The sequence below is a fragment of the Enterobacter sp. WI-ESBL-E8 genome, from assembly GCF_053364895.1.
In genome coordinates, this window is the sequence record NZ_JBRWXJ010000001.1 from 2,435,911 (window position 1) to 2,453,985 (window position 18,075).

An 18,075-nucleotide genomic window follows, 5' to 3' on the forward strand; every position below is an offset into this window, starting at 1 on the left:
AGTGCTTCGCCTGACTGCCAGAATTAATGATCTTCTCGTGGCGTACTTTTTTCTGTTACCTTGAAGTGTTAACAAATTATTAATAATTCAGGGGCAGGGTATGACGCGTAAAGACGGGCTGCTGGCGTTGCTGGTGGTCGTAGTATGGGGACTCAATTTTGTGGTCATCAAGCTGGGGCTGCACAACATGCCTCCGCTTATGCTGGCCGGTTTACGTTTTATGCTGGTTGCGTTCCCGGCCATCTTCTTCGTCGCCCGTCCCAAAATCCCCTTAAAACTGCTGCTGGGCTACGGTTTGACCATTAGCTTTGGCCAGTTTGCGTTTCTCTTCTGCGCCATCAAGTTCGGTATGCCGGCCGGTCTCGCCTCGCTGGTCTTACAGGCACAGGCGTTCTTTACCATTATTCTCGGCGCGTTTGTGTTTGGCGAACGCCTGCAGGGTAAACAGCTGGCGGGAATTACGCTGGCGGTGTTTGGCGTGCTGGTGCTGATAGAGGCCAGCCTGAATGGTCAGCACGTGGCGCTGCTGGGCTTTATGCTGACGCTGGCGGCGGGGCTGAGCTGGGCCTGCGGGAATATCTTCAACAAGCTAATTATGCAGCACGAGGCGCGCCCGCAGGTGATGTCCCTGGTGGTGTGGAGCGCCCTGATCCCCATCTTACCGTTTATGGTCGCGGCGTGGATTCTGGATGGCCCGCAGGTCATGCTCAACAGCCTGGTCGAGATCGACCTGACCACCATTCTTTCGCTGGTCTATCTGGCCTTTGTCGCCACCATTGTGGGCTACGGGATCTGGGGTTCGCTGCTGGGCCGCTATGAAACCTGGCGCGTCGCGCCGTTATCCCTGCTGGTTCCGGTGGTGGGGCTTGCCAGTGCGGCACTGTTACTGGATGAAACGCTGAGCGCGCTGCAGCTGCTGGGCGCCGTGCTGATCATGGCCGGGCTGTACATTAATGTCTTTGGCCTGCGCGTGCGTCGGGCGACGCGGGTAAGAAAGGCATAAAAAAAGCCCCGCGTCTGCGGGGCAAAAACGAATCAGAGGCCGTGCTGATTATAATAAGGCACGCCTAATTCGTCGGATTTGTCGCTACCAGCACCCATATGGTTGAAATCATAAGGCGTCTGGTCATGTGCTGACGGCAAAATCATCGTATCAGGATTATTTTGCTGCGTTGCACGAGGGGTTTGCTCCGCGAAGGTCTGGCTGGAGAACAGCACCAGCAAGGCGAGGGCGGCGGAGGCGGTAACTTTCATGATTTCCTCGGTTACGTCTGTTACAGGCGATGATTAACTACAGTGTTTTAACGGATACAGGTATCGGGATTCGCCCGGCACGCTGGTAATTCGGTACTTATGAGGCGGCACGTCAAAATAGTTCTTGAACGTACGCGTCAGGGTTTGCTGCGATTCAAATCCGTAACGCTCCGCCAGGTAAAGGATCGGCTCATTGCTTTCTTTCAGTTTCTGGGCAATTTCCGTCAGCTTGCGGCTGCGAATGTATTGTCCTAATGAATGGCCGGTCTCTTTTTTGAACATCCGTTGCAGGTGCCATTTGGAGTAACCTGAACGCTCTGACACTTTTTCAAGGGAGAGCGGCGATTCCAGGTTATCTTCGATCCAGTCCAAAATGCTATGAATGGTGATAGCGTCAGTATTGCGTCTGGACATCGTCATACCTCTTTTTCTGTTTACGGCAGTATTTTCTTCAGCAAGAGCTCAAGGGTTGCCACTTCATCTGCCGTTAAGTTTTTTGTTAGTTCCTGATGCAGTGTTTGTCCTACTAATTGATGACATTGCTCGCACATGGCCGCGCCATCGCTGGTCAGCTTCACCAGTACGCCGCGTTTGTCATTGGGGTTAGGGCTTCGTTCTACCCATCCTTTGCAGACGAGACGATCGAGCATGCGGGTCAACGCACCCAGATCGACAGAGAGCACCTTTTTCAGCTCAACCGGTGTGATACACACTTCGCAGCGAATGGAACACAGCACTTTGAACTGTGTTGCGGTGATATCCAGCGGTGACAGATAGTCGTTGAGCAGGCGATCTTTTTTCTGATTTACCATATGAATAAGACGACCCAGCGGAACAACGTCGTTAAAGATATCACTGGTGCTTTTCACAATGGTTGCCCTGGCAAGTAGTTAGTCACGGCAGATATTATTGCTCAGGCAAGTATAAGTCAACTGAATGAGTCGGCCGATGCCACGAATTGCTAAAACGTTTCATGAACTTTTTTTGAGGTCTTTCAAATCATATAGATAACTGTCAGTTATCTTTTCTCAAGGAAAATAATCCTTACGTTGCGCCCGTGGCTGAATGACACACTTTCCCCCTATAATTGCTGAGTTAAATATGGATAAGGACAACAACGCACTATGTTGGATTTAATTAAAGCAATCAGCCTTGGGCTGGTGGTCTTGCTGCCGTTGGCTAACCCGTTAACGACGGTGGCGCTCTTCCTCGGGCTGGCAGGGAATATGAACAGCGCCGAGCGGAACCATCAGTCGATGATGGCCTCGGTGTACGTGTTTGCCATCATGATGGTGGCCTATTACGCCGGCCAGGTGGTAATGAATACCTTCGGGATCTCCATCCCTGGCCTGCGCATCGCCGGGGGGCTGATCGTGGCCTTTATCGGTTTCCGCATGCTGTTCCCGGCGCAAAAGGCTCATGAGTCGCCCGAAGCGGCCAGTAAATCCGAAGAGCTCGAAACCGAACCGAGTGCGAATATCGCCTTTGTGCCGATTGCCATGCCGAGCACGGCGGGGCCGGGCACCATCGCGATGATCATCAGCTCCGCGTCGACGGTGCGCGACAGCGCAACCTTCCCGGACTGGGTGCTGACGGTTGCGCCGCCGCTGATTTTTGCGATTATCGGGGTTATCGTGTGGGCGTCGCTGCGCAGCTCCGGCGCCATTATGCGCTGGGTAGGCAAGGGCGGCATTGAGGCGATTTCCCGTCTGATGGGCTTCTTGCTGGTCTGTATGGGCGTGCAGTTTATTATTAACGGCGTGCTGGAAATTATTAAGACTTATCATTGATGTGATTGCCGGGTGGCGGCTTCGCTTACCCGGCCTACAAAAAGACGGATTTCGTAGGCCGGGTAAGGCGAAGCCGCCACCCGGCACCAACAACCCTCACCCGTGCTGCCCCTGTTCCTCCAGCGCCACCGGCCATTTACGGAAGATGAGCACTGACCAGACAAGCGCCACCAGTGCCGGAATGGCGCCCAGATAGCCAATCGCCGACATTGACAGGTGCAGGCTGACCTGATTTCCCACCAGCGCCCCCGCGCCAATGCCCAGATTGAAAATGCCGGAAAAGAGCGACATCGCCACGTCCGTTGCATCCGGCGCCAGAGCCAGCACTTTCACCTGCATGCCCAGGCCAATCACCATGATCGCCACGCCCCAGAACAGGCTGAGGATCGCCAGATGGCTCTCGCTGCCCGCGGCGGGCATCAGCAGCAGCAGGCAGGCCAGCAGCAGGCCGATGGCGCTGCTCACAAGCGTGGAGGCATGGCGGTTGCCGAGCTTTCCGAACAGCACGCTGCCAATGATGCCCGCACCGCCGAGGATCAACAGTAAAACGGTGGCAAAGCTGGCGCTAAAGCCCGCCACAACCTGCACAAACGGTTCAATGTAGCTGTACGCCGTGTAATGGGCCGTCACCACGATGGCGGTCAGCAGGTAGATGCTCAGCAGCGCGGGGCGGCGCATCAGCAGCGGCAGGCTTTTCAGCGAGCCAGAATGCTCGCTGGGCAGCGCGGGCAGCAGTTTTATCAGGCATACCAGCGTAATCAGAGCGCCCATGCCGATGGCGAAGAAGGTGGTACGCCAGCCGAAGTATTGCCCCACGATGCGGCCAATCGGCAGACCCAGCACCATCGCCAGCGCGGTACCGGTCGCCAGCAGGCTTAGTGCCTGAGCACGTTTACCCGCCGGCGCCAGGCGAATAGCCAGCGACGCGGTGATCGACCAGAACACCGCATGGGCAAAGGCAATGCCAATTCGGCTAATGACCAGCACCATAAAATTCCACGCCATAAACGACAAAACATGGCTGGCGATGAACAGTACGAACAGACCGATCAGCAGCCTGCGCCGCTCTATCTGGCTGGTCAGCAGCATAAACGGCAAGGACATCAGCGCCACCACCCAGGCGTAGATGGTCAACATAATGCCCACCTGAGCCGTTTCCATCTGGAAACTTTCAGCGATGTCAGACAACAGCCCAACCGGAACAAATTCTGTGGTGTTAAAAATAAACGCGGCAATGGCCAGCGTGACCACGCGTAGCCACGCAACCCTGCGGGAAACTGTGTTCGTTGTCATAGGGATGTCGGAGATTCGTTGCTGAAAAGAAGAGGAGACGATCTTAAAACGTTGAACGGCGAAAACTCAACCATTATGTGATGCAGATCTCAATATTTACCTTATGAAAGCGGTAGCCGGGGACGCTGTTTTCATTGAATATAGAAGAACAACACAATAAAAACAGGCGGTAAGACAATGCAGGAGATTGATTTTTATCTGGTCGATGCGTTCAGCGAGACCTCGTTTGGCGGCAATCCGGCCGCCGTTTGCCCGCTCAAGGAATGGTTACCCGACGAGACCTTGCTGAAACTGGCGCAGCAGCATAATCAGTCAGAGACGGCCTTTTTCGTCTGCAGCAAAGGCGGCATTGAGCTACGCTGGTTTACCACGCTTACCGAAGTCAACCTCTGCGGCCACGCTACGCTCGCGGCGGCGCATGTCCTGTTTAGCGAGCTGGACTACCCCGATTCGCGGATCCACTTCGATACCGCGTCTGGTCGCCTGACGGTCAGCCGGGAGGGGGAGTGGATGACGCTGGACTTCCCGGCATGCCCACCCCAGGAAGAGACGCCCCCGCCGGAGATGCTCTCGGCGCTGGGCATCAGCCGCTACGTTGAGGCCCGTAAAGGGCGCGCCTGGCTGATTGTTCTGGACAATCGCCAGCAGGTTGAAGCCCTCGCGCCGCGCTTTTCGGCAATGACGCCTGGCGAGCATAAGGTGAGCGTTACGGCGCGCGGTGAGGGGGAATACGATTTTGTCAGCCGCTTTTTCTCCCCGGGCGTATCCGTGCCGGAAGACCCGGTTACCGGCTCCGCGCACACGATGCTGATCCCCTACTGGAGCGAGAAGCTGGGTAAAACGACGCTGTTTGCCCGCCAGGTTTCAGCGCGAGGCGGCGATATACGCTGCGAACTGAAAGGCTCGCGCGTGCTGATGGGCGGGCAGGCCACGCTTTATCTGAAAGGCACAGTTTTTCTGCGCTAAATAGCCATAACAAGAGAGGAAGAGACAATGCAGGAAATTGATTTTTATCTGGTGGATGCCTTCAGCGACAAAACCTTCGGCGGCAACGCCGCAGCGGTATGTCCTCTGGAAGAGTGGCTGCCTGACGAGACGCTGCTCAAAATGGCGCAGCAGCATAACCAGTCTGAAACTGCCTTTTTCGTGCGCACCGACGGCGGGTTTGAGCTGCGCTGGTTCACCACGCTGGATGAAATTAACCTCTGCGGCCATGCCACGCTTGCCGCATCACACGTCATTTTCGAATACCTTGATTATCCGCATACCGAAATCACCTTCACCACGCGCTTTGTCGGCGAACTGACCGTAAAACGCAGCGGCGACTGGCTGACGCTGAACTTCCCCGCGTGGACGACGGAGCCTGTCGAAAACCCACCCGTGGTGCTGCTTAGCGCGCTGGGCATCACAGAGGCGAAAGAGGTGCGCGTTGGACGCGATTACATGGTCGTACTGGAGAGCCAGCAGCAGGTGGAAGCGTTAACGCCGGATATTGGTGCGATGCTTCCGCTGGATAAAATGGTCTGCGTGACGGCGCCTGGAGAGCAGTATGACTTCGTCAGTCGCTTCTTCTGCCCGGGAGAAGGGGTGCCGGAAGATCCGGTCACCGGGTCTGCCCACAGCATGCTGATCCCCTACTGGAGCGAAAAGCTGGGTAAAACGTCACTGAACGCCCGCCAGGTGTCGTACCGTGGCGGGGACCTGCGCTGCGAGCTGAAGGGCGACCGCGTGCTGATTGGCGGCCAGGCGACGCTGTATCTGAAAGGGCGCATCTATCTGCGCTAGCCGAGTGAGGCGCCGCCGCATATCACCATCTCCTGGCCGGTGATGGCGGCGGCGTCGTCGCTAAGCAAGAAATTCACCACTCCCGCCACCTCCTCAGGCGCGATGAGACGCCCGATTGGCGGACATTTGGGGGGCGAGGTTTCCCGCCCGGGCGCGCTGAGCATCGGCGTTTGGGTGGCGCCCGGCGCGACCACGTTAGCGGTGATCCCGCGAGGAGCCAGTTCCGCCGCCCAGCTTCTGACCATCCCCACCATCGCCGCTTTGGTGGCAACATACTGCGATCGTCCTGCTGCCCCGCTGGAGGTTCTGCTGCCTATCGCCACCAGTCGTCCACCCGGGGCCATTGCGGGGGCAAAATGGTTAAACAACGCCTCACAGGCCAGAACGTGGAGCTGCCACAGTGACGCGCTAACGCGGCTTTCCAGCTGGCCCAGCGGCGCGGCGGCCATCATCCCGGCGGCATGGATCACCGCCCGGGGCGTAGCGATGGTGTGCAGGGCGCTGCTCAGCGCGTCCGGGTCGGTGATATCAACGCGAAGGCAGGTGAATCCGGGGGTATCCGGCATCACGGCCCGTCGGCTGAGCCCGGTGACCTGCCAGCCCTCCGCCAGCAAACGCTTAACGATGGCCTCCCCAATTCCGGAGCTGGCTCCGGTAACGACGGCGTGGCGCATGTCAGACCTCCAGCATCGCGCGCGGAATTTTAAACACCGCTTTGCGCACGGTCATCGGTGCCTCTGCGGCGCACAGCGCCTGGTGAGGTTCACCGGGACAAAACACCGCAAAGTCGCCCGCGGCCAGGCGTATCCTGACGCTGTGTTCGGCGGATGAAGCAATAAAGAGATCCGGCTTGCGCTCTTCGTCACCCGGCCTGCCTGCGGGAAGCGCGCCAGCGTAAATGTATTCTTCACCGGCTAACACGATTTGGATATCCGCCCACTGATGATGATACTCCGTGTGCCGCTCGGCACGCGGCTGGGTTTGCGCCGGGCCGACGTGGCAAAACCATGGCGCATCGTCTGGCTGCCAGCGCCCGTCATCGCGTTCGCTGAGCGCCTTAAGCGTACAGTCCGGGCGCGAAAGCAGGGCGTACAGCGCCGGCGGGAGCCCTGCCAGCGGCAGGGCGTTGAGATGTCCGATAATCATACTGTCTCCTTGACCCATTCTGGCGTCACCCGCACGTATTTGATGGCCTGGCGGAAGTACGTGTACGCGATATGCAGATCCCCTTCAGGACCCTGCTTGATGCTGGGATAGGAGAATTCGCGGTTGAGCTTTTCCAGCGAGTTGTTGGTCATGCAGTAGCCATCCCCCTCGTCCAGATGACGTTGCCACGGCCAGCTTTTCCCGCCGTCCGGCGAAATGGCGACGGTCATCGGCGCGCGCGGTGCGCCCCAGAAGGCAGCCCGACCGTGGGTGACAACCGGCTCCTTGCGCCCGTCGCCATCGTCTATTTCATCATATAGCGAGGCGCGACGTTCCCGCGCGCCGGCGGCGCTCATGGCGTTAAAGACCAGCGCCAGCTCACCGCTCGCAAGCGTGGTCACCTGGATAGACGAGTTGTTATTGGGTAGCTCCGTGGGCTCCGGTACGGACCAGCTTTCACCGTTATCCGTTGACTGGCTGTAATAAATATTGTCCGCCCAGCGGCTGCGGAACAGCGCCACCAGGGTGCCGTTGCGAAGCGGGGTGATGTTCATATGCACGCAGCCCAGGCTCTCCGGCACCTCGACGTCGCGCCACGTTTTGCCACCGTCTCTGGAGATTTTTACCGCGCTGATGTCGTCATTGCCGACCCATTTCTCGCCCGGCCGCGTGCGGCAGTAAAACAACGGCAGCAGCCAGCTGCCGTTGTCCAGCACGACAATCGGCTGGCGGATAAACGTGCCCGGCTTATCGAGCAGGGTCGCGATATCCCCCCAGGTTTTACCCAGATCGCTGGACTGGCGATAGCGCACGATGGCCGTGTCCTGATTCCCGGAAACCTGCGCGGTCCACAGCAGCCACAGCACGTTGTCCGGGGCCAGGAACAGAACCGGGTTTTGTTCGGAACGCGTGGCATCGTCCGACAGTTTTACCGCTTCGCTCCACTGCTGGCTGCCCGGCGCCAGGCGTGAACCCCATACGGAGATATCCGCAATGCCTTCCTGGGTACCGCCAAACCAGACGCACATCAGCGAGCCGTCCGGCAGAGGCAGCAGGTTCGCCGCGTGGTTTTGTGGGCAAGAGGAAGGCAGCATGGCGGCCTTCACGTGAGCATCCTGTTGCGGGCGAAGAATCCCGTCGCGGGTTACGGTTACAGACATATCAGACTCCATTATTTTGAGCGGGGGTTGGCGCTTTACCCTGCGCTTTTCCCGGAATGAGGCGGTCGATGGCCATGATGACGGCTGGGGTTATCAGGGCGATATACATATTGTTGATGCCGAAAGGATCGCCCAGCAGATACCAGACCGAGGTCACAACGCAGGCGCCAATCAGACCCGCATTGGCACCGCGGGTGCTGCGGAAGAACGGGGCGTAAAACGCGATCACGGCCACCACGGAAATCGACAGGCGAATGGCGCGGGTAAAGAACGAGAGCTTCAGCACTTCAGGGACCAGCAGCACAAAAATCAGCGGCAGGAAACCAATCAGCAGGGAGATCCAGCGGGTGGCCTTAAACTCCTGCTCGGGCGTCGGGTTGCGCATCGGCACGTAAAAGTCTTTGACCACCAGGGAGGCGATGGCCAGCGCAACGGTACTGACGCTGACGAAGATGGACGCCACCAGAGAGGTGGTCACCAGGCCGGCCAGCCACGGGTTCATATCCTGCAGGAAAATCGGCATCGCATAGAGGCTGTCGATCTCCGGGTGCAGGTATTTTGCCGCCACGCCAATTACCGCGATGGCCAGCGCAATCGGCAGGCAGAAGAAGAAGGCGACCCAGGTTGAGCGTTTGGCGGATTTCACGTCTTTGGTGGAGGAAATCGCCTGAATGACAAACTGGGTACAGAAGATGGAGCCGATGGTGCCAATCAGCCACGCGAAAATGGTCGTCGCGCCGATGTTGCCATCCCAGGTCCAGTAGAAGTCCGGCATGTTTTCAATCATCGGCGTAAAACCGCCGGTTTTCGACAGCGCAAAGCCCATGATGGCGAGGATGCCGAAGTATTTCAGCGCGCTGTGCAGTACCGTAACCCAGGCCACGCCCTTCATGCCGCCAAAGGCGAAATAGAAGGTACTGACAATAGCCGTAATAAAGGCAGCCACGGGAAGATTCACTTTAAGTACCGTGGAAATGGCCGCCGCGCCGCTGACGTAGTTTCCCACGTTAACCAGCAGCAGGGCGTAGATCATGATGATGGAGATAATGTTTTTGGTGCTGTTACCGTATTTTTCAGCAATCGCACCCGAGATGGTGATTTTCCCGGTGTTGTAGATGCGCTTTACCAGCAACAGGCCAAAGAGCGGGAAGCCAATCGCGGCCCCGATTACGGACCACGACGCGGCGAACCCGTCTTCAAACGCCGCCTGCGCGGTGCCGATGGTGGATTTAGCGCCGATATACTCGGACATCAGCAGGATCCCGACGATAAACGCTGGCATCGCGCGGGAGCCTTCCATAAAGTCCCCGGAGTTTTTACTGCGGATCCGAAAGGTCAGCCAGGTGGTGAACAGGATGTAGGCAATGACTATGCCCACGATGATCAGGGTATCTTCAGCGGTAAAATTATTCATCTTTGCCTCTCTTCAGGGCGAGTGAATCCTGGGCACCTCAGGCACCCGGTATTCTTATGGACGAAACCCACGCCGGTTAAATGCGTGACGTTGTCACTATTCGACGTATCTCTGCAAGCTGCTTATCGTTAAACGCCACGGCATAGCGGCTTTCGCCGACCTCTTCTCCCATGAGCTGCAGCGCTTTTTTGACGGCGGCAGGCGAAAACGCCACGCTGTACAGATCGGTGCGCAGCTGCGTGACGCTCTCCTGCGCCAGGCGGGAACCCTCGATATCACCCGCGTTAAAGCGGGACCAGATGGCGTTGATGGCCGCCGGCGCCACGTTCGCCAGCCCGGAAATGCAGGCCGAACAGCCGTCAACGAAGCCCTGGTGGATCAGCGAGTCCGGACCGTTGAGCACGTCGAACCCGTCAACGTCGCTTACCGCATTGAGGAATCCGCGCAGGCTCTCGTAGCTCCCGGCGCTGTCCTTGATGCCGATGATGTTGGGATGTTCGGCCAGGGCGCGTGCGGTGGCGGGCTCTATGGTGTTGCCGGTACGGGCCGGTATGTTGTACAGAAATACCGGTACGGTCAGCGCGTCGGCGATCGCGGTGTAGTGCGCGACAAGCTCTGCCTGCTTTAGAGGCACGAAGTAAGGGGTAATGACGGATACGGCATCGACGCCCAGGGCGGCGATCTGTTTCCCCAGACGGATGGTGTCGCGGGTTGAGATTTCCCCAATGTGCGCCACGACCGGTGCGCGCCCGGCAACAGTTTCTACGCAGGTACGGGTGACGGCGATTTTTTCCTCTTCGTTCAGCACGAAGAACTCGCCGTTGGTGCCGCCGCAGAAGATGCCGTTGCCCGCGCTGAGCTGACGGTCAATCTGCCGCTTAAGGCCCGACAGATTCAGCGCGCCTTCCGCGTCAAAGGGGGTCACGATGGCCGTCAGCACGCCCCTGATTGTGTTTCGCATTTCTCACTCCTTCGATATTAATGTTGGGGAAACAGCGTCCGGTAAATTGCCTGCACTTCGTCATGGTTCACCTGGCACGGGGCGTTGTTCATTAGCCGCTTAACGTTAAGGGCCGCATCGCTCAGTGCGGCGATGTCCTCGCGCGGGACACCCAGCGTCTCCAGGTTGTCCGGCAGGTTGAGCCTGCGCACCAGCGCGGCAAAGTAATCCACCAGCGCGTGGGATTTCTCCTCGTCTGACAGCGACGTCTCCGCGCCGGGCACCAAATCCCAGACCTGCGCAAATTTCGTCACGCAGTGTGGACGCACCGCTCGCATGCAGGGCGCCAGCAGAATGGCGTTGGCGACGCCGTGCGGCAGGTGATATTTGCCGCCGAGCGGATAGGAAAGGGCGTGAACCAGATGCGTGCCGGCGTGCGCAATGGCGGCTCCGCCGTAGTAAGACGCCCACAGCATCTCCAGCTTCGCCAGCAGGTTGCCCGGTTCGGCACAGGCCGTTTCAATGTTGTTGAGCAGCTTTGACAGGCCCATCAGCGCGACGTTATCGCTGACCGGGTTGGCGACCGTTGAGGTGAAACACTCAATCAAATGGCACAGGGCATCAATCCCGGTGGATGAGGCAATGTGCGCGGGCATGCTGGTCGTCAGCTCCGGCAGCAGAGCGACGTAATCGGGCAACAGGACGTGGGAGATAATGCCCACCTTCGTGTTTTGCTCCGGGATAGCCAGAATGGCGTTCGGCGTGGCTTCCGATCCGGTTCCTGCCGTGGCCGGGATCAGCAGCGAGGGGATGCGCGCCACGGGTTTTGTGCCCGCCAGCAGGCTCTCCAGCCCCGGTGACTGCGGATGGCAGAGCACGGAAAGCAGCTTGGCCACATCCAGGACGCTACCCCCGCCGAGCCCGACGACCAGCCCAAACGTTCCCGTTAGCCCGGCGAGCAGCTGGCTCACGTCGTGGTGGGAGGGTTCAGGCGGCACCGTGTCGATAATCGTGACGCGGCGGCCGTTCTCTTCGAGGATTGCGCGGATCTGCTTTGCCGCCTCCAGACGCGCAATATTACCGTCCGTCACCAGCAAAAGCTGCGCTTTATCATTCAGTAACGGCCTGATGGCGGCGATGGCATTCGCGCCGCTAATAATGGTGCTGTTGATTGTTACCACGCTTTTCTCCTGTCTCTGTGTCCATGATTGATTTCGCTCAAATAAGACGCTTCATGGTCATTGTGTGGCTAAATTTATAATTTATTCGCAAACTGATTAACTTGATCTTGCTCACATATAATCAATCATGATTGAATATAATCATTAACAGGAAAGGCGAACCCGGAGTGGGGATGAAAGTGAACAATCTATACAGAGAGGTGGTAGTCGTCGCGGATGACTTTACCGGCGCTAACGATGCCGGCGTCAGCCTGGCGCTGTGCGGCAAAAAAGTCAGCGTGGCGTTTCATACGCCTTTTACCCAGCCGACCGATGCGCTGATCGTCAACACCGATTCCCGGGCGCTGCGGGCATCGCAGGCGGCGGAAAAGGTGGCCGCGCTCGGGGCGGATATCGAAGATGCCCGCTGGCTCATCAAAAAGATGGATTCCACGCTGCGCGGCAACGCGGGGGCGGAAGCACAAGCCCTGAAGGCGTTAAGCGGCAAGCGCCAGGCGATCGTGGCCCCGGCATACCCTGCGGCAGGGCGCATCACGCGGCACGGCAGGTGTCTGGTAAACGGCATTCCGGTGAATGAAACCGAATTTGCCAGCGATCCCAAAACGCCCGTCCCGTCTGCCGCTATAGCTGACCTGTTTACCGACGTGAGCGTTAAAAACGTGACCGTGGAAACGCTGACAGCCGAACTGGCGCAGGGAACGGAGTGGATCATCGTTGATGCGCAGACCGACGAGGAGCTGGACGCTATTATCGCCGCCGCGCTGGGCTGCGCGCAGACCCCGCTGCTGGTGGGCTCGGCCGGGCTGTGCGATGCGCTGGCCCGCCATCTGGCTCCGGCGCGACGCAAACAGCTGCTGGCCGTGGTGGGCTCGATGAGTGAGATCGCTCAACGACAAATTACGCGGGCTAAAGGCAAGAGGGGCGTCACGTCGGTATTCATTGATGTGAATGACGCTTTGCGCAGCGACGCGGCCAGTTATATCGAAGAAATTGCGCGGGTGCTCCAGGCTGGGCATCACTGCATCGTACATACCTGCGCGGGCCTCGAGGCTCGCCATCAGGTGGAGCAGCTCTGCCTGCAGCATCACGTCACCCGCGCGGGCCTGGGCGAAAAGATCTGTACGTTTTTAGGCGAGCTGACCCGACAGGTGCTTGCGGTGCACGAGCCGGACGCGCTGTACGTCTCCGGTGGCGATGTGGCGATGGCCGTCGCAAGGGCACTGGATGCCCGCGGGTTTGAAATCACCGGGTGCATCGCACGGTGCGTACCGGTCGGACAATTTCTGGGCTGTAGCTGGCAGCGGCCGGTAATGACCAAAGCAGGGGGCTTCGGAAAGGAAGAGACGCTGCTTGAGGTTTTGCATTTTATCGAGGAGAGACTGAGTGACTAAAATCATCGCTGTAACCATGGGTGACCCGGCCGGCATTGGCCCGGAAATCATTATCAAATCCCTCACCGGGGGCGAGCTGTCAGGGGCGCCCGTGGTGGTGGTGGGCTGTGCCAGAACGCTGCAGCGGGTGCTGGAGAAAGGGATCGCCGGGCAGGCGGATATGCGGATTATCGACGCGGTGAGCGACGCGCGTTTTGCCCCTGGCGTGATCAACGTGCTTGACGAACCGCTTGCGGAACCCGATGCGCTCCAGCCGGGCGTCGTGCAGGCTGCGGCAGGGGATCTGGCCTATCGCTGCGTGAAGCGCGCCACCGAGCTGGCGATGGCGGGCGAGGTGAAAGCAATTGCAACGGCGCCCCTGAACAAAGAGGCACTACACCTGGCCGGTCACCTTTATCCGGGGCATACCGAGCTGCTGGCGCATCTGACCAACAGCAAAGATTACGCCATGGTGCTGTATACCGATAAGCTGAAGGTGATTCACATCACCACCCACATTGCGCTGCGCAAATTCCTTGATACGCTCAATCAGGATCGGGTAAAAACCGTGATTGGCATTGCGGATAGCTTCCTCAAGCGCGTCGGGTTTGAGCATCCTCGCATCGCGGTTGCCGGCGTTAACCCGCATGCGGGGGAGAACGGCCTGTTTGGTGATGAAGAGATCAAGATTGTCGCCCCGGCCGTTGCGGCGATGAAAGCGCAGGGGTTAAACGTCACCGGACCGTGTCCGCCGGATACGGTATTTATGCAATGCCACGAAGGAATGTATGACATGGTCGTTGCGATGTATCACGATCAGGGGCATATTCCGCTAAAATTGCTCGGCTTTTACGACGGGGTGAACATCACCGCCGGCTTGCCGTTTATCCGTACCTCTGCAGACCACGGAACCGCGTTCGATATTGCATGGACCGGTAAAGCCAAGTCTGAGAGCATGACGGTGTCTATTCAGTTGGCTATGCAAATCACACGGGAATGATATGAAGGGATATAACCGGTTAGAGCAGATAATGGATTACCTGAAAGGGCACAATCTGGTGACGGTGGATCAGCTGGTGGCGATTACCGATGCCTCGCCGGCGACGATTCGCCGGGACTTGATCAAGCTCGATCAGGAAGGGGTGATCAGCCGTACCCATGGCGGGGTCACCCTCAACCGGTTTATTCCTTCCCAGCCCACGACGCATGAAAAAATGCAGCGCAGCCTGGCGGAGAAACACGCCATCGCCAGCGCGGCCGCGAGCTTCGTTAAGGCGGGTGACGCCATTGTGCTTGATGCCGGTACCACGATGATTGAACTCGCGCGCCAGCTGACGCATCTGCCGCTTCGCGTGATCACCAGCGACCTGCACATCGCGCTGTTTCTCTCGGAGTTCCGCCAGATTGAGGTGACGATCATCGGCGGGCGCATTGATGACTCGAGCCAGTCCTGCATCGGTGAACACGGGCGTCGCCTGCTGCAAAACGTCTGGCCGGACGTGGCTTTTGTCAGCTGCAACGGCTGGGATATCACCCGCGGCATAACCTCGCCAACGGAAGAGAAGGCCGCGCTGAAGCGTGATTTACTTGCCAATGCAAAACGTCGCGTGCTGCTGGCGGACAGCTCCAAGTACGGAGCCTGGTCGCTGTTTAACGTGGCGCATCTCAATACCCTCACGGATATCGTCACCGACGGCAGGCTGGATGAAACGACGCAGGCGCAGCTTCGGGCGCTGGATATCCCGCTGACGCTGGCGTCATGACATAAGTTAATACTATGAAGCACCCCGGCAGGCCTGCGCTATGTTAAAAATAAACTAGCAAGGAGCCTGCCATGTATTCCATTTCCTCTGCATCTGCACGTCATCCGGACATTCTCACCCTGATCGCGGCGCTTGACCGCTACCAGAGCGAACTCTATCCCGCCGAAAGCAATCATCTGCTCGACCTGGCTGCGCTGCCGGAAGCCTCGCTTATCCTGATGGTCATTCGCGACCAGCAGCTTCAGGCGGTCGGCTGCGGGGCCATCGTGCTCAACGGCGACGGAACGGGGGAGATGAAGCGGGTCTACATCGATCCGGCTCATCGTGGGCAGCACCTCGGCGAGACGCTGCTGGCCGCCCTGGAAGATGAGGCCCTGAGCCGTCATTGCCATACGGTACGGCTGGAGACGGGCATCAAACAGCGCGCCGCGGTGCGACTTTACGAGCAGTGCGGATACGAAATGCGCCCGGCGTTTGCCCCGTACGTTGACGATCCGCTCAGCCTGTTTATGGAGAAGGCGCTGGTTGTAGACGTTCGTTTAGCAGCGCTATAAAGGCTTCCAGCTGGCGGGTCATCGCCCCGCGCCGCCACACCAGCCAGGTGGTGAGCCAGCGCCAGTTTTCCGCCAGCGGCCAGGCTTCAACCTGATGGTGTCCCGGCATACTTTCCAGCATCGAGCGCGGCATCAGCGCGATGCCCGCACCCGCAATAACGCAGGCGAGCATGCCGTGATAGGACTCCATCTCGTGAATGCGGCCGGGCGTGGATCTGTCCGCATGAAACCAGCTTTCCAGGTGTCGACGGTACGAGCAGTTCGCGCGAAAGGCGTAAACGTCGCTGCCGCTGACCTCTGCGGCGCGTGAGACTTCCGCCTGCCCGGCAGGCGTGACCAACATCATCTCTTCCCGGTAGACCGGCATACCCTCCAGCTCCGGGTGCGACAGAGGCCCGTCCACAAAGGCGGCGCTTAAGGTTCCCTCCAGCACCCCGTCAATCATCGTCCCGGATGGCCCGGTAGAAAGGGCAAACTGAATGCGCGGGTAGCGCTGGTTAAACAGCGCCAGCGTTTCAGGGATGCGCACGGCGGCGGTACTCTCCAGCGCGCCGAGGGCAAATAACCCCTGCGGTTCATCGCCTGCCACGACCATGCGCGCCTCATCCACCAGGGCGAGGATCTGCCTGCTGTAGCGCAGGAAGTTATGCCCGGCGGGGGATAAACGCAAACGCTGGTTCTCACGAATAAACAGCTCAACGCCCAGGTCAGCTTCCAGCTGGCGGATGCGGGTCGTCAGGTTGGACGGCACGCGATGCACCTTCTGCGCCGCCTGAGTGATGCTGCCCGTCTGCGCGACAGCGTTAAACATTTCAAGCTGGGTTAAGTCCATAGCATTCTCGTTTCGTGAACAAGGTGGTTAATATTATTCATTTTTAAGAAATAGCAGAGTGGACCACAATCAATCAACCGAAATACGTGGAGAACAACATGACTTATTCATCTGCTACACATGCCCTCTCTGTTAACCCGGCAACGGGTGAAACCCTCGCCGCGTATCCGTGGGCGACGCCGGAAGAGGTTGAACGCGCCATTTCTCAGGCCGACGCGGGGTATCGCCAGTGGCGTCGCGAAAGCGTTTCCCACAGGGCGCAGAAGCTGCGCGATCTCGGCGCCGCGCTGCGAAACCGCGCTGAAGAGATGGCGCAGACGATTTCCCGTGAAATGGGAAAACCCATCCTGCAGGCGCGGGCGGAAGTGGCAAAATCCGCCGCGCTGTGCGACTGGTATGCCGAGCACGGCCCGGCGATGCTGCGTGCGGAACCCACGCTGGTGGAAAACCATAACGCGGTGATTGAATACCGTCCCCTGGGGCCGATTCTCGCGGTGATGCCGTGGAACTTCCCGCTCTGGCAGGTGCTGCGCGGCGCGGTGCCCATCCTGCTGGCGGGAAACAGCTATCTGCTCAAGCACGCGCCAAACGTGCTCGGCTCGGCCGAACTGATTGCGCAGATAGCGGCTGACGCCGGTATTCCGGCCGGCGTTTTTGGCTGGGTGAATGCCACCAATGACGGCGTCAGCCAGGCGATTAACGACCGGCGTATTGCGGCGGTGACCGTCACCGGCAGCGTGCGTGCCGGCGCGGCAATTGGCGCGCAGGCCGGGGCTGCGCTGAAAAAATGCGTGCTTGAGCTGGGGGGTTCCGATCCGTTTATCGTTCTCAACGATGCCGACCTCGATCTTGCCGTGAAGGCGGCGGTGGCGGGGCGCTACCAGAATACCGGGCAGGTGTGCGCCGCGGCGAAGCGTTTTATCGTCGAGGAGGGTATCGCAGAGACCTTTACCCAACGTTTTGTCGAGGCCATTTCTGCGCTGAAGCTGGGCGCACCGGATCGGGAAGAGCACTTTATTGGCCCGATGGCGCGTTACGACCTACGGGATGAACTGCATCAGCAGGTGCAGGCCACGCTGGCAGAAGGGGCAACGCTGCTGCTGGGCGGGGAGAAAATCAGCGGTGAGGGCAATTATTACGCCCCGACCGTGCTCGGCAACGTGACGCCTGAGATGACCGCCTTCCGCCAGGAGCTGTTTGGCCCGGTCGCGGCCATTACGGTTGCGAAAGACGCGGAGCACGCCCTGACGCTTGCCAACGATAGCGACTTTGGCCTGTCTGCCACCGTCTTTACCGCTGACGCAGCCCTTGCGGATAAATTCTCGCGCGAGCTGGAGTGCGGCGGCGTGTTTATCAACGGCTATAGCGCCAGCGACGCGCGCGTTGCCTTCGGTGGCGTCAAGAAAAGCGGCTTTGGCCGCGAGCTTTCCCACTTTGGCCTTCACGAGTTCTGCAACGTGCAGACGGTGTGGAAGGATCGCGTGTAATTTATTCGGCCCTCATCACGAGGGCCGTTGTCATTTCTCTGCAATGGTTCTGTCATTTTCATTTCGTAGACTCCCACGCGTCTAACGCATTGTTAATGAAGAAAAT

At 58.8% G+C, this 18,075-nt stretch carries 20 protein-coding genes; 9 read left to right on the forward strand and 11 right to left on the reverse strand.

Annotation, left to right across the window (positions count from 1 at the left end):
- Window positions 1-100: 100 nt before the first annotated feature.
- Window positions 101-1,003, forward strand: coding sequence for an O-acetylserine/cysteine exporter (gene eamA / locus ACWHWP_RS11715; RefSeq protein WP_447855624.1), 903 nt, complete (start codon window positions 101-103; stop codon window positions 1,001-1,003).
- Between the two features lie 32 nt (window positions 1,004-1,035).
- On the opposite strand, the gene marB is transcribed toward eamA, so the two are convergent.
- The 3 genes from marB to marR are packed head-to-tail and all read right to left on the reverse strand — an operon-like array spanning window position 1,036 to window position 2,123.
- Window positions 1,036-1,254, reverse strand: a complete 219-nt coding sequence (marB, locus tag ACWHWP_RS11720; protein WP_047348538.1) for a multiple antibiotic resistance protein MarB — start codon at window positions 1,252-1,254, stop codon at window positions 1,036-1,038.
- 33 nt (window positions 1,255-1,287) lie between these two features.
- Window positions 1,288-1,668, reverse strand: a complete 381-nt coding sequence (gene marA / locus ACWHWP_RS11725; RefSeq protein ID WP_008502237.1) for an MDR efflux pump AcrAB transcriptional activator MarA — start codon at window positions 1,666-1,668, stop codon at window positions 1,288-1,290.
- A 20-nt stretch (window positions 1,669-1,688) separates the two neighbouring features.
- On the reverse strand, window positions 1,689-2,123 hold the full coding sequence (gene marR / locus ACWHWP_RS11730) for a multiple antibiotic resistance transcriptional regulator MarR (protein ID WP_025756418.1): 435 nt from the start codon (window positions 2,121-2,123) through the stop codon (window positions 1,689-1,691).
- Window positions 2,124-2,378: 255 nt separating this feature from the next.
- Between marR and ACWHWP_RS11735 the strand changes: the two genes are divergently transcribed.
- On the forward strand, window positions 2,379-3,044 hold the full coding sequence (locus tag ACWHWP_RS11735) for a MarC family NAAT transporter (RefSeq protein WP_023311775.1): 666 nt from the start codon (window positions 2,379-2,381) through the stop codon (window positions 3,042-3,044).
- A gap of 96 nt (window positions 3,045-3,140) precedes the next feature.
- Here the strand turns inward: ACWHWP_RS11735 and ACWHWP_RS11740 are convergent, their stop codons facing one another.
- The gene (locus ACWHWP_RS11740) at window positions 3,141-4,337 is read right to left on the reverse strand and encodes a sugar transporter (RefSeq protein WP_447855625.1); all 1,197 of its coding nucleotides are present in this window, start codon (window positions 4,335-4,337) and stop codon (window positions 3,141-3,143) included.
- 177 nt (window positions 4,338-4,514) lie between these two features.
- Here ACWHWP_RS11740 and ACWHWP_RS11745 point away from each other — a divergent pair, with 177 nt between their 5' ends.
- On the forward strand, window positions 4,515-5,303 hold the full coding sequence (locus ACWHWP_RS11745; RefSeq protein WP_447855626.1) for a PhzF family phenazine biosynthesis protein: 789 nt from the start codon (window positions 4,515-4,517) through the stop codon (window positions 5,301-5,303).
- Window positions 5,304-5,330: 27 nt separating this feature from the next.
- Entirely contained in the window at window positions 5,331-6,122 is a 792-nt protein-coding gene (locus ACWHWP_RS11750) for a PhzF family phenazine biosynthesis protein (protein WP_447855627.1), read from the forward strand.
- Here ACWHWP_RS11750 and ACWHWP_RS11755 read toward each other — a convergent pair.
- The 6 genes from ACWHWP_RS11755 to ACWHWP_RS11780 all read right to left on the reverse strand — a co-directional run bounded on the left by ACWHWP_RS11755 (window position 6,119) and on the right by ACWHWP_RS11780 (window position 11,963).
- On the reverse strand, window positions 6,119-6,796 hold the full coding sequence (locus tag ACWHWP_RS11755; RefSeq protein ID WP_447855628.1) for an SDR family NAD(P)-dependent oxidoreductase: 678 nt from the start codon (window positions 6,794-6,796) through the stop codon (window positions 6,119-6,121). The genes ACWHWP_RS11750 and ACWHWP_RS11755 overlap by 4 nt on opposite strands.
- Window position 6,797: 1 nt before the next feature.
- A complete protein-coding gene (locus ACWHWP_RS11760) occupies window positions 6,798-7,268 on the reverse strand; it encodes a YhcH/YjgK/YiaL family protein (RefSeq protein ID WP_447855629.1) in 471 nt (156 codons plus the stop codon).
- Window positions 7,265-8,428 (reverse strand): sialidase family protein, encoded by a 1,164-nt coding sequence (locus tag ACWHWP_RS11765; protein WP_447855630.1) that lies wholly within the window; start codon window positions 8,426-8,428, stop codon window positions 7,265-7,267. Before ACWHWP_RS11765 ends, ACWHWP_RS11760 begins: the two co-directional genes overlap by 4 nt.
- 1 nt (window position 8,429) lies before the next feature.
- Window positions 8,430-9,842: a sodium:solute symporter family protein gene (locus tag ACWHWP_RS11770; RefSeq protein ID WP_264438671.1), complete on the reverse strand. Its 1,413-nt coding sequence runs from the start codon at window positions 9,840-9,842 to the stop codon at window positions 8,430-8,432.
- Window positions 9,843-9,918: 76 nt separating this feature from the next.
- Window positions 9,919-10,803, reverse strand: a complete 885-nt coding sequence (locus ACWHWP_RS11775) for a dihydrodipicolinate synthase family protein (protein WP_447855631.1) — start codon at window positions 10,801-10,803, stop codon at window positions 9,919-9,921.
- 17 nt (window positions 10,804-10,820) lie between these two features.
- Window positions 10,821-11,963 (reverse strand): iron-containing alcohol dehydrogenase, encoded by a 1,143-nt coding sequence (locus tag ACWHWP_RS11780; protein ID WP_447855632.1) that lies wholly within the window; start codon window positions 11,961-11,963, stop codon window positions 10,821-10,823.
- A gap of 173 nt (window positions 11,964-12,136) precedes the next feature.
- On the opposite strand from ACWHWP_RS11780, the gene dtnK reads away from it, so the two are divergent.
- The 4 genes from dtnK to ACWHWP_RS11800 all read left to right on the forward strand — a co-directional run bounded on the left by dtnK (window position 12,137) and on the right by ACWHWP_RS11800 (window position 15,650).
- On the forward strand, window positions 12,137-13,354 hold the full coding sequence (gene dtnK, locus ACWHWP_RS11785; protein ID WP_447855633.1) for a D-threonate kinase: 1,218 nt from the start codon (window positions 12,137-12,139) through the stop codon (window positions 13,352-13,354).
- A complete protein-coding gene (locus ACWHWP_RS11790) occupies window positions 13,347-14,333 on the forward strand; it encodes a D-threonate 4-phosphate dehydrogenase (protein ID WP_447855634.1) in 987 nt (328 codons plus the stop codon). Before dtnK ends, ACWHWP_RS11790 begins: the two co-directional genes overlap by 8 nt.
- Before the next feature lies 1 nt (window position 14,334).
- Complete coding sequence (locus ACWHWP_RS11795) at window positions 14,335-15,096, forward strand: DeoR/GlpR family DNA-binding transcription regulator (protein WP_028017416.1); 762 nt, start codon at window positions 14,335-14,337, stop codon at window positions 15,094-15,096.
- A gap of 71 nt (window positions 15,097-15,167) precedes the next feature.
- Entirely contained in the window at window positions 15,168-15,650 is a 483-nt protein-coding gene (locus ACWHWP_RS11800; RefSeq protein WP_063428187.1) for a GNAT family N-acetyltransferase, read from the forward strand.
- On the opposite strand, the gene ptrR is transcribed toward ACWHWP_RS11800, so the two are convergent.
- Window positions 15,604-16,482: a putrescine utilization regulator PtrR gene (gene ptrR / locus ACWHWP_RS11805; RefSeq protein WP_059310103.1), complete on the reverse strand. Its 879-nt coding sequence runs from the start codon at window positions 16,480-16,482 to the stop codon at window positions 15,604-15,606. The genes ACWHWP_RS11800 and ptrR overlap by 47 nt on opposite strands.
- Before the next feature lie 98 nt (window positions 16,483-16,580).
- Here ptrR and sad point away from each other — a divergent pair, with 98 nt between their 5' ends.
- The gene (gene sad / locus ACWHWP_RS11810) at window positions 16,581-17,969 is read left to right on the forward strand and encodes a succinate-semialdehyde dehydrogenase (RefSeq protein WP_447855635.1); all 1,389 of its coding nucleotides are present in this window, start codon (window positions 16,581-16,583) and stop codon (window positions 17,967-17,969) included.
- Window positions 17,970-18,075: the final 106 nt, after the last annotated feature.